Origin of the sequence: Pseudomonas sp. SAR267, assembly GCF_052077595.1 — a bacterium.
Classification (GTDB): Bacteria; Pseudomonadota; Gammaproteobacteria; order Pseudomonadales; family Pseudomonadaceae; genus Aquipseudomonas; species Aquipseudomonas vlassakiae.
Genome location: NZ_JBQIHU010000001.1, coordinates 3265683 through 3280281 on the forward strand (window position 1 = coordinate 3265683; position 14599 = coordinate 3280281).

General features: G+C 63.0%; 15 protein-coding genes. 11 read left to right on the forward strand and 4 right to left on the reverse strand.

Annotation, left to right across the window (positions count from 1 at the left end):
- Positions 1-61: 61 nt before the first annotated feature.
- On the forward strand, positions 62-988 hold the full coding sequence (locus tag ACTORR_RS15520; protein ID WP_054885490.1) for an alpha/beta hydrolase: 927 nt from the start codon (positions 62-64) through the stop codon (positions 986-988).
- Here ACTORR_RS15520 and ACTORR_RS15525 read toward each other — a convergent pair whose 3' ends face one another.
- Positions 989-1741: a DUF2059 domain-containing protein gene (locus ACTORR_RS15525; RefSeq protein WP_099814447.1), complete on the reverse strand. Its 753-nt coding sequence runs from the start codon at positions 1739-1741 to the stop codon at positions 989-991.
- 113 nt (positions 1742-1854) lie between these two features.
- On the opposite strand from ACTORR_RS15525, the gene ACTORR_RS15530 reads away from it, so the two are divergent.
- Together ACTORR_RS15530 and ACTORR_RS15535 are read left to right on the forward strand one after the other, a co-directional pair.
- Complete coding sequence (locus ACTORR_RS15530; protein WP_054885531.1) at positions 1855-2487, forward strand: 2OG-Fe(II) oxygenase; 633 nt, start codon at positions 1855-1857, stop codon at positions 2485-2487.
- Positions 2474-2983, forward strand: coding sequence for a DUF523 domain-containing protein (locus ACTORR_RS15535; RefSeq protein ID WP_099814448.1), 510 nt, complete (start codon positions 2474-2476; stop codon positions 2981-2983). The genes ACTORR_RS15530 and ACTORR_RS15535 overlap by 14 nt, the downstream gene beginning before the upstream one ends.
- On the opposite strand, the gene ACTORR_RS15540 is transcribed toward ACTORR_RS15535, so the two are convergent.
- Positions 2922-3443, reverse strand: coding sequence for a substrate-binding periplasmic protein (locus ACTORR_RS15540; protein ID WP_054885493.1), 522 nt, complete (start codon positions 3441-3443; stop codon positions 2922-2924). The two genes, ACTORR_RS15535 and ACTORR_RS15540, sit on opposite strands and share 62 nt — an antisense overlap.
- Before the next feature lie 198 nt (positions 3444-3641).
- Between ACTORR_RS15540 and ACTORR_RS15545 the strand changes: the two genes are divergently transcribed.
- Entirely contained in the window at positions 3642-4118 is a 477-nt protein-coding gene (locus ACTORR_RS15545; RefSeq protein ID WP_054885494.1) for a DUF4399 domain-containing protein, read from the forward strand.
- A 46-nt stretch (positions 4119-4164) separates the two neighbouring features.
- Here the strand turns inward: ACTORR_RS15545 and serA are convergent, their stop codons facing one another.
- On the reverse strand, positions 4165-5394 hold the full coding sequence (serA, locus tag ACTORR_RS15550) for a phosphoglycerate dehydrogenase (protein ID WP_054885495.1): 1230 nt from the start codon (positions 5392-5394) through the stop codon (positions 4165-4167).
- Positions 5395-5565: 171 nt separating this feature from the next.
- On the opposite strand from serA, the gene ACTORR_RS15555 reads away from it, so the two are divergent.
- From ACTORR_RS15555 to ACTORR_RS15565, 3 genes are all read left to right on the forward strand, one after another.
- On the forward strand, positions 5566-6972 hold the full coding sequence (locus tag ACTORR_RS15555) for an FAD-binding oxidoreductase (RefSeq protein ID WP_441343709.1): 1407 nt from the start codon (positions 5566-5568) through the stop codon (positions 6970-6972).
- Between the two features lie 15 nt (positions 6973-6987).
- Positions 6988-7653: a fumarylacetoacetate hydrolase family protein gene (locus ACTORR_RS15560; protein WP_054885497.1), complete on the forward strand. Its 666-nt coding sequence runs from the start codon at positions 6988-6990 to the stop codon at positions 7651-7653.
- A gap of 182 nt (positions 7654-7835) precedes the next feature.
- Complete coding sequence (locus tag ACTORR_RS15565) at positions 7836-8759, forward strand: SdiA-regulated domain-containing protein (protein ID WP_054885498.1); 924 nt, start codon at positions 7836-7838, stop codon at positions 8757-8759.
- A gap of 30 nt (positions 8760-8789) precedes the next feature.
- Here ACTORR_RS15565 and rpiA read toward each other — a convergent pair whose 3' ends face one another.
- A complete protein-coding gene (gene rpiA, locus ACTORR_RS15570; protein ID WP_262108143.1) occupies positions 8790-9464 on the reverse strand; it encodes a ribose-5-phosphate isomerase RpiA in 675 nt (224 codons plus the stop codon).
- A 134-nt stretch (positions 9465-9598) separates the two neighbouring features.
- Between rpiA and ilvA the strand changes: the two genes are divergently transcribed.
- The 4 genes from ilvA (at position 9599) to ptsP (ending at position 14494) form a co-directional block, all read left to right on the forward strand.
- A complete protein-coding gene (ilvA, locus tag ACTORR_RS15575; protein WP_054885500.1) occupies positions 9599-11113 on the forward strand; it encodes a threonine ammonia-lyase, biosynthetic in 1515 nt (504 codons plus the stop codon).
- A gap of 38 nt (positions 11114-11151) precedes the next feature.
- Positions 11152-11577 carry a DUF2269 domain-containing protein gene (locus ACTORR_RS15580; protein ID WP_262108144.1) on the forward strand — a complete coding sequence of 142 codons (426 nt, stop codon included), beginning with the start codon at positions 11152-11154 and terminating at the stop codon, positions 11575-11577.
- Between the two features lie 135 nt (positions 11578-11712).
- A complete protein-coding gene (locus ACTORR_RS15585) occupies positions 11713-12192 on the forward strand; it encodes an RNA pyrophosphohydrolase (protein WP_003249017.1) in 480 nt (159 codons plus the stop codon).
- 22 nt (positions 12193-12214) lie between these two features.
- Entirely contained in the window at positions 12215-14494 is a 2280-nt protein-coding gene (ptsP, locus tag ACTORR_RS15590) for a phosphoenolpyruvate--protein phosphotransferase (RefSeq protein ID WP_054885502.1), read from the forward strand.
- Positions 14495-14599 lie beyond the last annotated feature (105 nt).

The window sequence follows — 14599 nt, forward strand, 5'->3', positions numbered from 1 at the left end:
CACGACGCCGGCCAGAGCTGAATATCCCAGATCAATACTCGTTCCGCCTTGGATGTACTTGATGCCCGCTGCCTTTCATCCCGATCTCCTGCGTGCCAGCCTCGCGCCGTTGGCCAGACGCCAGCCGTTGGCCGCGCAGGCGCAGGACTACCAGCGCTTCTATGGCCTGAACCTGCCGGCGCAGAGCTGGCTTGGCGGTTTCCAGGCCGCGGGGTTCGAACTGGTCGGGCAGGTCTGGTTGCCTGAACAGCCGGTCGCGACGTTATTCTTGCTGCACGGCTACTACGACCACATGGGCCTCTATCGCCATGTGATCAACTGGGCGCTGAAGCGCGGTTACGCGGTGATCAGCTGTGACCTGCCAGGTCACGGCCTGTCCAGTGGCGAGCGCGCCAGCATCAGCGATTTCGCGTTGTACCAGCAGGTGCTGGAGGCCTTGTTCGAACAGGCGCGTGGCCTGGAGCTGCCACGGCCCTGGCACCTGTGCGGGCAGAGCACCGGTGGCGCCATCGCTGTCGATCACTTGCTGAACGAAGGCGAGCGCAGCCCCATCGATGGCGAGGTGATCCTGCTGGCGCCGCTGGTGCGGCCCCGGTCCTGGCGCTGGTCGAAATTCAGTTATCGGGTATTGCGCCACTTCGTCAACGGCATCGAGCGGCGCTTCAGCGAGAACACCAACGACCCGACCTTCCTGCCCTTCCTCGAAGCCGACCCGCTGCAACCGCGGCGGCTGCCCACGGCCTGGGTCGGCGCTTTGATTGCCTGGGTCAAGCGTATCGAGGCGGCGCCGCACTGCGCGCGACGGCCATTGATCGTGCAGGGCGAAGCGGACGGTACGGTGGATTGGCCCTACAACCTCGAAGTGCTCAAGGCCAAGTTCAGCGAGCCACAGATCCTGATGTTGCCCGAAGCTCGCCATCACCTGGCCAATGAGCTGCCGGACATTCGCCGGCGTTACTTCGATTTCATCGAGCAGCGCCTGGGCTGATCATTTGAGGTCGGCGCTGTTCTGGCCCACCGCCAGGCCGGCACGCACCGCAGCCACGGCGGCCTGGTAATAAGCCTTGCCGTCTGGCGACTCGGCGAAGGTGGCGAATTCTTCCAGCTCGTCGTCGGACAGGTCGCGGTAGACGTACAGCAAGGTATTGTTCAGGTCTTCGCCGATCTGCCCCATCAGACGCTGGCGCTGGCCGTCGAGCAGGCTTTGGGCCTGGGTGGCGCCGAACAGGCCGGGGATCATCGAGCTCAGGCTGTCGGCGGCTACGCCGGCGATCGCCAGGCTGACTTCGGCGCCGGCCTCGCGGGCTGGAAGGGCCCGGGCCAGGTGGCCTATGACCAGCAAGCGATTGTCGCTGGCCTGCATCTTCGGCAGGCCCTTGGCGTTCTTGGCCAGCTGGTCCTTGCGCGTGGCCAGCAGCTCGGCGGCGACAATCTTGCGCCCCAGCGGCGACTGGAAGAAGGCCAGCGCCGGCGCCGGGTTGGGCAACGTGCTGCGCAGCATGGCCAAGGCACGATTGTCCATTGCCTGGGCCTGGAAGCGCTGGTTGCTGTTGTTGACCAGCGCCTGGTAAACCGCAGGTGGCAGGCTGTTGCGGTAGCGCTGCTGGGCCGCGCTCACGGCATCGGAAAAGTGGGCGCGCTGGTCGGGCCAGCCGGCGGCCTTGTACAGTTGATCAAGGGTGTCTGCCCAGACAGGCATGGTGCAGATCATCAGCAGAAGCAGGGAAAACAGACGGCGCATTCAGGACTCCTGTCGGCAGGCGGCTATTGTCCTAGGCCCGGCGCCGTTTTGTCGAGCAATCCGAGCGCTTCTCAGCCAAGTGGCGCTGTGCGCCGACAGGGCGAATGGATATGATGCGCGCCATGCACATCTCCCCTGAAAACCCGATGCTTGCGGCCGTCGTCGACGATCTGGCCACCCGTGGCTGGTCGCAGCAGGCGCTCTTCCTGCCTGCCGACCTGGTGCGCGCGCTGGCGGCTGAATGCCGGCGCCGTGATGCCGAAGGCGAACTCAACCCGGCCGGCGTCGGGCGCGGTGATGCCCAGGAGGTGCGCGAGAGCATTCGCGGTGACCAGATCCAGTGGATCGACCCCGGCCAGGCCGAGGCCTGCGACCAGTACCTGGCGGCGATGGACCAGTTGCGTCAGGCCATCAACCAGGGCCTGTTCCTGGGCCTGGAAGATTTCGAATGCCACTTCGCCCTGTATCCACCGGGGGCGTTCTATCGCCGGCATCTGGACCGCTTCCGCGACGATGACCGGCGCATGGTGTCGGCGGTGCTCTATCTGAACGAAGACTGGCTGCCGGAGGACGGCGGGCAGCTGCGCATGTTCCTGGCGGACGATGTCGAGCACGATGTGCAGCCGGTGGCAGGTTGCCTGGCGATATTCCTTTCCGGTGAGGTGCCGCACGAAGTGCTGCCGGCCAGGCGCGAGCGCCTGTCGTTGACCGGCTGGTTCCGGCGCCGTGGCAATGACCCGTTCTGATCTGCCCAAGGTGCTGGTGAGCGCCTGCCTGCTGGGCCAGCCGGTGCGCTATGACGGTCGGGCCAGTGGGCATCCCGATGTGTTGCGGCAGTGGCAGGCTGAAGGGCGTGTGGTGCCCTTGTGCCCGGAGGTGGCGGGCGGTTTGCCGACACCGCGGCCACCGGCGGAGATCCCCGGAGGTCAGGGCTCGCAGGTGCTCGCGGGTGAAGTGCAGGTGCTGACGGTGACCGGCGAGGATGTCACTGGCGAATTTCTCGCCGGGGCACAGCAGGCGCTGGCGCTGGTGCGGCGGCATGGCATTGGGGTGGCGGTGCTGAAGGCGGGCAGCCCTTCGTGTGGCAACCGCTTGACCTACGATGGCACCTTCAGCGGGGTGAAGGTGCCGGGCGAGGGGGTGACCACGGCATTGCTGCGGCGTGAGGGCGTGCAGGTCTTCAGTGAGCTGGAGCTGGAACAAGCGCAGCAGGCGTTGGCTCGCCTGCCTGCATGGCCTTGAACCACTTATTCTCCAGCTCCTCCGTGCGGCCTTTTTCCTTAAGGCGGTCGAGCGCTTTGTTCAACGCGGTCTCGAACGCCGGGTTGTCCTTCTGGAAAGGGATCACCAGCTTCTTGTCGCCAAATGCTTGGCTCACATCGAACGAGCCATCCGACTTCAGCGATTCGCTCGCCGGGGTCAGGGCGATGTCGTACGTGCCCTTTTCCACACCTGGCAGGACTTCCGCTGCCGTCGCCTCGACAAAATCGGCACGCAGGCCCAGTTCACTGGCCAGATCCTGGCCAAACTCGATTTCAAAGCCGGTCAGGCGTTCGCTCTGCTGATCCTTGAATGAATAGGGTGCGTTGTCGGGCTGCACGGCAATGCGCAGTTCGCCCCGGTCGTTGATGTCGTCTATCAGCTCGGCCTGAGCCAATGGAGTGATCAGTACTGCCAGCAGTACGCCTATGGTCGAACGCATGTAATGCCCCTTTTTCTTCAGCAGATGAGTAACTTTCGCCGCGACTTTCTTCCCCGTCGCAGTCGAGCGCAGCCTATGACCTTGAAGCCTTGGCGAGGTTTAACCCTAACTGAAATATTTGTCTTTGTGGGCTATCGTGAACTACCGCCGCCATTCGTTTAACTGGCAGCGGTCAATAAGTGAATCAAGGAGAAGTGAATGAACAGCCTATTTTCGCGTGCTGCCGTAGCGGGTTTGCTGGTGGGCGTCTCGGTGTTCGCCAGCGCCGCTGATGCCCTGAAGAGCCAGGAGCCGCCCGCGGGTGCCAAGGTTTCCATCCTTTCCCCCAAAGATGGCGAGCAGGTCGCCGCGACATTCACCGTCAAGTTCGGCATCGAGGGCATGCAACTCAAGCCTGCGGGAGACCAGACCCCGCATACCGGCCACCATCACCTGCTGGTGGATGTGGACAAGGAACCTGTAGCCGACATGCCGCTGCCGACCAGCCTGATGCCGGCAGCTGGTACCGCGTTGCCGGCCGGCCCGCAAGTGCTGCACTTCGGCAAGGCGCAAACCGAAACGACCATCACCTTGACGCCGGGCAAGCACACCCTGCAACTGGTGCTGGGTGACCAATATCACGTGCCATTCAAGCCAAGTGTCGAATCGAAGAAGATCACTGTTGAAGTGAAATAAAAAAGGGAGGCCGCCAGGGCCTCCCTTTTTCTTGCCGCCAGCGACCTTAGAACAGGACGCGCGAACGGATGGTGCCCTTGACCTGTTGCAGTTTTTCTTGCGCCAGGTCGGAGTACTCGGCGTCAACGTCGATCACCACGTAACCCACTTTCTCGTTGGTCTGCAGGAACTGACCGGAGATGTTGATGCCGTTCTCGGCGAAGACCTTGTTGATCTCGCTGAGCACGCCCGGGATGTTTTCGTGGATGTGCAGCAGGCGGTGCTTGCCTGGGTGTGCTGGCAAGGCAACTTCCGGGAAGTTGACCGAGGAAACGGAAGTACCGTTGTCGCTGTACTTGACCAGCTTCTCGGCGACTTCCAGGCCGATGTTGGCCTGGGCTTCGGCGGTGGAACCACCGATGTGCGGGGTCAGGATCACGTTGTCCAGGCCACGCAGCGGGCTTTCGAACTCTTCGTCGTTGGAGCGCGGCTCGACCGGGAACACGTCGATGGCAGCGCCGATCAGGTGCTTGTCCTTGATTGCGGCAGCCAGGTGGTCCAGTTCGACCACGGTGCCACGGGCGGCGTTGATCAGGATCGAGCCCTTCTTCATCGCACGGATTTCTTTCTCGCCGATCATCCACTGGGTGGACGGCAGTTCAGGCACGTGCAGCGAAACGATGTCGGCCAGGCCCAGCAGCTCGTTGAGGCTGGTGACCTGTACAGCGTTGCCCAGCGGCAGCTTGGTCAGCGGGTCGTAGAAGTACACTTGCATGCCCAGGTTTTCTGCCAGGACCGACAGTTGGGTACCGATCGAGCCGTAGCCGACGATGCCCAGCTTCTTGCCGCGGATCTCGAACGAGTTGGCTGCGCTCTTGATCCAGCCGCCACGGTGGCAGGAAGCGTTCTTCTCAGGGATGCCGCGCAGCAGCAGGATGGCCTCGGCCAGCACCAGTTCGGCCACCGAACGGGTGTTGGAGTAAGGTGCGTTGAAGACGGCGATGCCACGCTCGCGGGCTGCTGCCAGGTCGACCTGGTTGGTGCCGATGCAGAAGCAGCCGACGGCGACCAGTTTCTTGGCGCAGTCGAAGATTTCCTCGGTCAGTTGGGTGCGCGAGCGGATGCCGATGAAGTGGGCATCGGCGATCTTTTCCTTCAGCTCGGCATCCGGCAATGAACCGGTGAGGTATTCGATGTTGGTGTAGCCGGCAGCCTTGAGGGTATCGACTGCGTTCTGGTGCACACCTTCAAGAAGAAGGAACCGGATCTTGCTCTTGTCGAGAGAAGTCTTGCTCATCTGCGTAAACCTGTATCCCGGAGAAAAAATGGCGAGGACTGATGCCAGGCGCTACGGCAGCCTTAGCATGAACAGCGGGGGGGCTATGCTAGCATACGCGACACAATCTGAGCTTATCCCGACAGGTGAAGTGTGCTCAGGGTGACTATGAATAAGTCGAGAGTTCCAGCGATGACCCACCCCGCTGTAATTGATGAACTGATGACCCTTGTCGACCCTGGCAAGGTCCTGACCGACCCCGTTTCCCTGGACGCCTACGGCAAGGACTGGACCAAGCACTACCCACCCGCGCCCACGGCCATCGTGTTCCCCAAGACCGTAGAACAGGTGCAGGCCATCGTCCGCTGGGCCAACCAGCACCACGTTGCACTGGTACCGTCCGGCGGGCGTACCGGGCTTTCCGCCGGGGCTGTGGCGGCCAATGGCGAAGTCGTGGTCGCCTTCGACTACATGAACCAGATTGTCGGTTTCAATGCCTTCGACCGCACCGTAGTGTGCCAGCCCGGGGTGATCACCCGGCAGTTGCAGGCCTTTGCCGAAGAACACGGCCTTTATTACCCGGTGGACTTCGCCTCCAGCGGCTCCAGCCAGATTGGCGGCAATATCGGCACCAATGCCGGCGGCATCAAGGTCATCCGTTACGGCATGACCCGCAACTGGGTGGCTGGTCTGAAAGTGGTCACCGGCAAGGGCGAACTGCTGGAACTGAACAAAGACCTGATCAAGAACGCCACGGGCTACGATCTGCGTCAGCTGTTCATCGGCGCCGAAGGCACCCTGGGCTTCGTGGTGGAAGCGACCATGCGCCTGGATCGTGCCCCGCGCAACCTCACGGCGATGGTGCTGGGCACGCCGGATTTCGACTCGATCATGCCGGTGCTGCATGCCTTCCAGGGCAAGCTCGACCTGACCGCCTTCGAGTTTTTTTCCGACAAGGGCCTGGCCAGGATCATGGCCCGTGGCGATGTGCCTGCCCCGTTCGCCACCGACTGCCCGTTCTACGCCTTGCTGGAGTTCGAAGCCAGCACCGATGAAGTTGCCAACGAAGCGCTGGCCACCTTCGAGCATTGTGTCGAGCAGGGCTGGGTGCTGGATGGGGTGATGAGCCAGAGCGAAACCCAGCTGAAGAACCTGTGGAAACTGCGCGAGTACCTTTCCGAGACCATTTCCCACTGGACGCCCTACAAGAACGACATTTCCGTCACCGTTTCCAAGGTACCGGCGTTCCTGCGCGATATCGATGCCATCGTCAGCGAGCATTATCCGGACTATGAGGTGGTCTGGTACGGCCACATCGGTGACGGCAACCTGCACCTGAACATCCTCAAGCCCGAGCACATGAGCAAGGATGACTTCTTCGCCTCATGCACCAAGGTCAACAAGTGGGTGTTCGAGATCGTCCAGCGCTACAACGGCTCGATCTCTGCCGAGCACGGCGTGGGCATGACCAAGCGCGACTACCTGGGCTACAGCCGCTCGCCCGAAGAAATTGCCTGCATGAAGGCAATAAAGGCCGTCTTCGACCCTAACGGCATCATGAATCCGGGTAAGATCTTCGCTCCTGAACAAAAGCAGTAAGCAAAGGAGTCGGCAATGAGTTACCAGCACCAGTACGTAGACGGCACGCGCATTCATTTCCCGCTGGGCAAGGTAGTGTGCATCGGCCGCAACTACGCCGAACACGCCAAGGAACTGGACAACCCCATTCCTGCCGAACCGCTGCTGTTCATCAAGCCGGGCAGCTGCGTGGTGCCATTGGAAGGCGGGTTCAAGATCCCGACCGACCGTGGCTCGGTGCACTACGAGGCGGAAATTGCCGTGTTGCTGGGCAAGCCGCTGTCGTCCAGTGCGTCCGAGGAAGAAGTGCTGGATGCCATTTCCGGCTACGCCCCGGCGCTGGACCTGACCCTGCGCGACGTGCAGGCCAAGCTCAAGGAAAAGGGCCTGCCGTGGGAGCTGTGCAAGAGCTTTGATGGTGCTTGCGTGCTGCCACCGTTCGTTTCCGCAGCGTCCTTTGAAGATGTGACCGATATTCCGGTGCGCCTGACCATCAATGGTGAAGTGCGCCAGGACGGCAACAGCGCGATGATGCTCAACCCTATCGTGCCGATCATCCAGTACATGGCGGCGCATTTCTCGCTGCAGGCAGGGGATGTGATCCTGACCGGCACGCCGGCCGGTGTCGGGCCGTTCAATGTCGGTGACGAGCTGGTGCTGGAGCTGCCGGGCGTCTGCCGCTTCGAGAGCCGGGTGCTCTGAGCCCATACCGCGGCGGCCTTCTTCGCGGGCTCGCCCGCTCCCACAGGTGATGCACAAGCCTCAGGCTCTATGCGATCCCTGTGTGCGGGCGTGCCCGCGAAGAGGCTGGCGCGGTTTACCGATTTTTTCACACCCCATCCGGATAATGCGCGGATCTTCGCCCATGTCCCCAGGAATTTCGCATGCCAGCATCCTCCAGCGCATCCGCATCCCCCAAGCGCCGCTTCTACCTGCGCTGGACCTTCGGCCTGGCCGTTGCGGCGGTGATCGGTTACGGCGTGGCCGTGGCCATGCACTGGGATGACCGCGGCATGCTGTGGGTCAAGGAAGGCTTCGAAACCAGCGCCGAGCGTAGCGAAAGCGTGTGGCTGCCGGACTATCAGGTCGACATCGACGGCAAAGTGTTGCCGGGCATGGAGGATGACGAAGCTTCGGACATCGCCTACAGCCCGCACACTCGCACGTTGTTCGCGGTGATGGGCAAGAACCCGTACCTGGTCGAGCTCAGTCTCGACGGCGACGTGCTGCGCAAGATACCGCTGGTGGGCTGGAACAACCCGGAAGGCGTCGCCGTGATGGAAGATGGCCATTTGGCGATCACCGATGAACGCCTGCACGACCTGACCGTGGTCAAGGTGGATGCCCAGACCGTTTCGCTGAACCACGCGGATTTCCAGAGTTACGACCTGGGCGAGTCGATGAAGCGCAACAAGGGCTTCGAAGGCGTCGCCTGGGACCCGATGCGCCAGCGCCTGGTGATCGGTGAGGAGCGGCCGCCGAAGCTGTACACCTGGAGCAGCGACGGGCGCAGCCCGCTCAAGGGTGACAAACAGGTCTTGGCCAACGACGAACTCGACTTGCGTAACCTGTCGGCCCTGGGTGTCGACCCGCGCACGGGGCATCTGTTGGTGTTGTCGGCCGACTCCAACATGCTGCTGGAGCTTGATGAGCAGGGTCAGCAGGTCAGCTTCATGACCTTGTTGGGAGGTTTCAACGGCCTGCAGCACACCATCCCGCGTGCCGAAGGCGTTGCCATGGACGATCAGGGCAACCTGTACATGGTCAGCGAGCCGAACCTGTTCTATCGCTTCAAGAAGAACGACTGACCGGGTACCTCGGCTCGCTCGGGCTCGCCGTTACTCGGCCTTGAGGGTCTTCACGCCTTCGGCGGTACCCAGCAACAGCAGGTCCGCCGGGCGCGCCGCGAACAGGCCGTTGGTCACCACGCCGACAATGGCGTTGATCTGTGCTTCCAGCTCAACCGGATTGGTGATGTGCAAGTTGTACACATCGAGGATCACGTTACCGTTGTCGGTTACCACGCCCTCGCGGTACACCGGGTCACCGCCCAGCTTGACCAGCTGACGCGCAACGTGGCTGCGGGCCATCGGGATGACCTCGACCGGCAGCGGGAAGGCGCCCAGCACCGGCACCAGCTTGCTGCCGTCGGCGATGCAGATGAAGGTCTTGGCCACGGCCGCGACGATCTTCTCGCGAGTCAGGGCCGCGCCGCCGCCCTTGATCAGGTTCAGGTGCGCGTCGCTTTCGTCGGCGCCATCGACATAGAACTCCAGCTCGCTGACGCTGTTCAGCTCATAGACCGGGATGCCATGGCCCTTCAGACGCTGGGCGGTGGCCTCGGAGCTGGCGACCGCGCCATCGAAGGCGGCCTTGTGCTGGGCCAGGGCGTCGATGAAGAAATTGGCGGTCGAACCGGTGCCGACGCCGACGACGCTCTTTTCATCCAGCTTTGGCAGAATGAAGTCGACAGCGGCCTGGGCGACGGCCTGTTTGAGTTGGTCCTGGGTCATGCGGGCTCCGGAAAGGGGCAGGGCGGTAGTCAAAGGAGCCTAGTATAACGGCTCGGGCGGCTTTGCTGTGGTCGCCCGACGTAGCGCTGGGGTAGACTCGCAGCCCTTGTCCCGCGGCCAGTGATGCTTTCCCGATGCTCGAACAGTACGTCAAGAAGATCCTCACCTCGCGCGTCTACGACGTCGCTGTCGAAACCCCGTTGCAGAGCGCCGGGCAGCTGAGCAAGCGCCTGGGCAACCAGATTCTGCTCAAGCGCGAAGACCTGCAGCCGGTGTTCTCGTTCAAGATCCGCGGGGCGTACAACAAGCTGGCGCAGCTGACCCAGGAAGAGCTGGCCCGCGGCGTGGTGACTGCTTCGGCTGGCAACCACGCCCAGGGCGTGGCCCTGGCGGCCCGGGAGCTGGGCATCAAGGCCACCATCGTGATGCCCAAGACCACGCCGGAGATCAAGGTTGAAGGTGTGCGCTCGCGCGGCGGCAAGGTAGTGCTGCATGGCGATTCGTTCCCGGAAGCGCTGGCCTACTCGCTGAAGCTGGTCGACGAGAAAGGCTTCGTCTATATCCACCCCTATGACGACCCGCACACCATTGCCGGCCAAGGCACCGTGGCGATGGAAATCCTTCGTCAACATCCGGGGCAACTGGACGCGATCTTCGTCCCGGTGGGCGGCGGGGGCCTGATTGCCGGCATTGCCGCCTATGTGAAGTACCTGCGCCCGGAAATCAAGGTGATCGGCGTCGAGCCGGACGATTCCAACTGCCTGCAGGCAGCGATGGCGGCTGGCGAGCGCGTGGTGCTGCCACAGGTCGGGCTGTTCGCCGATGGCGTGGCGGTGGCGCAGATTGGCCAGCACACCTTCGACATCTGCCGCCACCATGTGGATGAGGTGGTGACTGTCAGTACCGATGAAATCTGCGCGGCAATCAAGGATATCTACGACGATACCCGATCGATCACCGAACCTGCCGGCGCGTTGGGCGTGGCGGGTATCAAGAAGTATGTCGAGCTCAGTGGCGTGACCGGGCAGACCTTGGTTGCCATCGACTCGGGCGCCAACGTCAACTTCGACCGCCTGCGCCATGTGGCTGAACGTGCCGAGCTGGGCGAGAGGCGCGAAGCCATCATCGCCGTGACCATCCCCGAGCGCCCGGGCAGTTTCAAGGCATTCTGTGAGGCCGTCGGCAAGCGTCAGATCACCGAATTCAACTACCGCAAGCACACCTCCGATGAGGCGCACATCTTCGTCGGCGTGCAGACCCACCCGGAAAACGACCCCCGCGCCGCGCTGGTGCAGCACCTGATCGAGCAGGGCTTCCCGGTGACCGACCTGACCGACAACGAACTGGCCAAGCTGCACATCCGGCACATGGTCGGTGGGCATTCGGCCGGTGCCAGCGACGAGATCGTGCTGCGCTTCGAGTTCCCCGAGCGGCCGGGGGCGTTGTTCAACTTCCTCACCAAGCTGGGTGGGCGCTGGAACATCTCGATGTTCCACTACCGCAACCACGGTGCGGCTGACGGGCGCGTGGTGGCAGGCTTGCAGGTGCCGGAGGACGAACGCCACCTGGTACCGGCGGCGCTGGCCAAGATCGGTTACCCGTACTGGGACGAGACAGACAACCCGGCGTACAAGCTGTTCCTGGGTTGAGCGGCTAAGCTTGGCTTATTGCTCAAGGATGTGAAGACATGGAACACCTCACCACCCTCAAGGCCCTGCACATCACCGCCACCGTGCTGTTGCTGCTGGGCGCCCTCGGGCTGACGGCCTGGACCGTGCGCGCCCGTCGCCACGGCGATGCCCAGGCCTACGCCAAGCTGCTGCGCCGCCCGCTGGTGTTCGTCTGGGGGGGGATGGGGCTGTGCCTGTTGAGCATGCCGTTCACTGGCTGGTGGCTGGTGCATCTGGTGGGGTGGCCGCTGGGGCAGACCTGGGTGCTGGCCTCCAGCGTCCTCTATACCTTGGGCGCGTTTGCCGGATGGTGGCTGCTGGTGCGGCTGAACCGGCTGCGCAAGGCTGAAGTGGTGGGGTTGCGCTTCACCCTGGCCCTGGCGGTGTTCAGCGGGGTGTGTTTGCTGTCCATCGCCGGCTTGATGGGCGCCAAGCCGGTCTGAAGCTTGGGCAGGGCTTCGCGCGCCATTGCGATACGAGGAGTTTTCACCGCACTGCACATAAGCGTGGCGGGCGCGTTGCTGCGCTCGCAGGCTTTGTGGAACAATGCGGTGACATGCGTTTGCGAGGTTGCTGCCGTGATCGACCCCGATGGTTTTCGCCCCAATGTTGGGATCATTCTTACGAATGATGCCGGGCAGGTGCTATGGGCTCGACGGATCAACCAGGATGCCTGGCAATTCCCCCAGGGTGGTATCAACCCTGACGAGACGCCAGAAGATGCCCTGTACCGCGAGCTGAACGAAGAAGTTGGCCTTGAACGCGACGATGTGGAAATTCTTGCCTGCACCCGCGGCTGGTTGCGTTATCGTTTACCCCAGCGGCTGGTCCGCACCCACAGCCAACCGCTGTGCATCGGCCAGAAGCAAAAGTGGTTTCTGCTGCGCCTGGTGAGCAATGAACAACGGGTGCGGATGGACCTGACCGGCAAGCCGGAGTTCGACGGCTGGCGCTGGGTCAGCTATTGGTATCCGCTGGGCCAGGTGGTGACATTCAAACGTGAAGTCTACCGCCGCGCCCTGAAAGAGCTTGCACCGCGTCTGCTGACGCGCGACTGACCACGGAGTTCGACCCCGAGCCATGCTCAATACGCTGCGCAAGATCGTCCAGGAAGTGAACTCCGCCAAAGATCTCAAGACGGCGTTGGGGATCATTGTCTTGCGCGTCAAGGAGGCCATGGGCAGCCAGGTCTGCTCGGTGTACCTGCTCGACCCGGAAACCAACCGCTTCGTACTGATGGCCACCGAAGGCCTGAACAAGCGTTCCATCGGCAAGGTCAGCATGGCCCCCAACGAGGGCCTGGTCGGCCTGGTCGGTACCCGGGAAGAGCCGCTGAACCTGGAAAACGCCGCCGATCACCCGCGTTATCGCTACTTCGCCGAAACCGGCGAAGAGAAATTTGCCTCCTTCCTCGGTGCGCCGATCATCCACCACCGCCGCGTGGTCGGGGTACTGGTCATCCAGCAGAAGGAGCGTCGCCAGTTCGATGAAGGTGAAGAAGCCTTCCTCGTCACCATGAGCGCCCAGCTCGCCGGGGTTATCGCCCATGCCGAAGCCACGGGCTCGATCCGCGGCCTGGGTCGCCAGGGCAAGGGCATTCAGGAAGCGCGCTTCGTCGGTGTACCTGGCTCGCCAGGCGCTGCTGTCGGGCGTGCCGTGGTCATGCTGCCACCGGCCGACCTGGAAGTGGTGCCGGACAAGACCGTCGATGACATCGACGCCGAGCTGAAACTGTTCCAGAACGCCCTTGAAGGCGTGCGTGAAGACATGCGCAAGCTGTCGGCCAAGCTGGCGACCCAGCTGCGCCCGGAAGAGCGCGCACTGTTCGATGTGTACCTGATGATGCTCGAAGACGCCGCCCTCGGCGGCGAAGTGATCGAAGTCATCAAGACCGGCCAGTGGGCTCAAGGTGCCTTGCGCCAGGTGGTTGGCGAGCACGTCAACCGTTTCGAGCTGATGGACGACGACTACCTGCGCGAGCGCGCCTCGGATGTTAAGGACCTTGGCCGGCGCTTGCTGGCCTACCTGCAGGAAGCCCGCTCGCAGTCGCTGGTGTATGCCGACAACACCATCCTGGTCAGCGAAGAGCTGACCCCGGCGATGCTCGGCGAAGTGCCGGAGGGCAAGCTGGCAGGCCTGGTTTCGGTACTGGGTTCGGGCAACTCCCACGTCGCCATCCTCGCCCGTGCCATGGGCATCCCGACGGTGATGGGCCTGGTCGACCTACCGTATTCCAAGGTCGACGGCATCGAGATGATCGTCGACGGCTACAAGGGCGAGGTGTTCACCAACCCCAGTGAGGTGCTGCGCAAGCAGTACAGCGATGTGGTCGAGGAAGAGCGCCAGCTGGCCCAAGGCCTCGACGCCCTGCGTGAACTGCCGTGCGTCACCCCCGACGGCCACCGCATGCCGTTGTGGGTCAACACCGGCCTGCTCGCCGATGTGGCCCGCGCCCAGCAGCGCGGGGCCGAAGGGGTTGGCCTGTACCGCACCGAAGTGCCGTTCATGATCAACCAGCGCTTTCCCAGCGAGAAGGAGCAGCTGGCGATCTACCGCGAGCAACTGGCGGCCTTCCACCCGCTGCCGGTGACCATGCGTACCCTCGACATCGGTGGCGACAAGGCGCTTTCGTACTTCCCGATCAAGGAAGAAAACCCGTTCCTCGGCTGGCGCGGCATCCGCGTCACCCTCGATCACCCGGAAATCTTCCTGGTGCAGACCCGCGCCATGCTCAAGGCCAGCGAGGGCCTGAACAACCTGCGCATCCTGCTGCCGATGATTTCCGGCATTCACGAGCTGGAAGAGGCGCTGCATCTGATCCACCGTGCCTGGGGGGAGGTACGCGACGAAGGCACCGACGTGCCGATGCCGCCAGTGGGCGTGATGGTGGAAATCCCTGCGGCGGTGTACCAGACCAGGGAGCTGGCGCGGCAGGTGGACTTCCTCTCGGTCGGTTCCAACGACCTCACCCAGTACCTGTTGGCGGTGGACCGCAACAACCCGCGGGTCGCCGACCTTTACGACTACCTGCACCCGGCGGTGCTGCAGGCGCTCAATACCGTGGTGCGTGATGCCCATGGCGAAGGCAAGCCGGTGAGCATCTGCGGCGAGATGGCCGGTGACCCGGCGGCAGCGATCCTGTTGATGGCCATGGGCTTCGACAGCCTGTCGATGAACGCCACCAACTTGCCGAAAGTGAAGTGGATGCTGCGCCAGGTGAACATGAGCAAGGCCAAGGAGTTGCTCGTTGAAGCCTTGAGCCATGACAACCCGCAAGTTATCCACAGCTCGCTGCAGCTGGCCCTGAAGAACCTAGGCCTGGCGCGGATGATCGGGCCCGGGGCCAACAAGTCCCTCTGAATTTGAGGTTGCCTGTACCGGCCTCTTCGCGGGCACGCCCGCTCCCACAGGCACAGCGCGATCCCTGTGGGAGCGGGCGTGCCCGCGAAGAGGCCGGTGAATTCA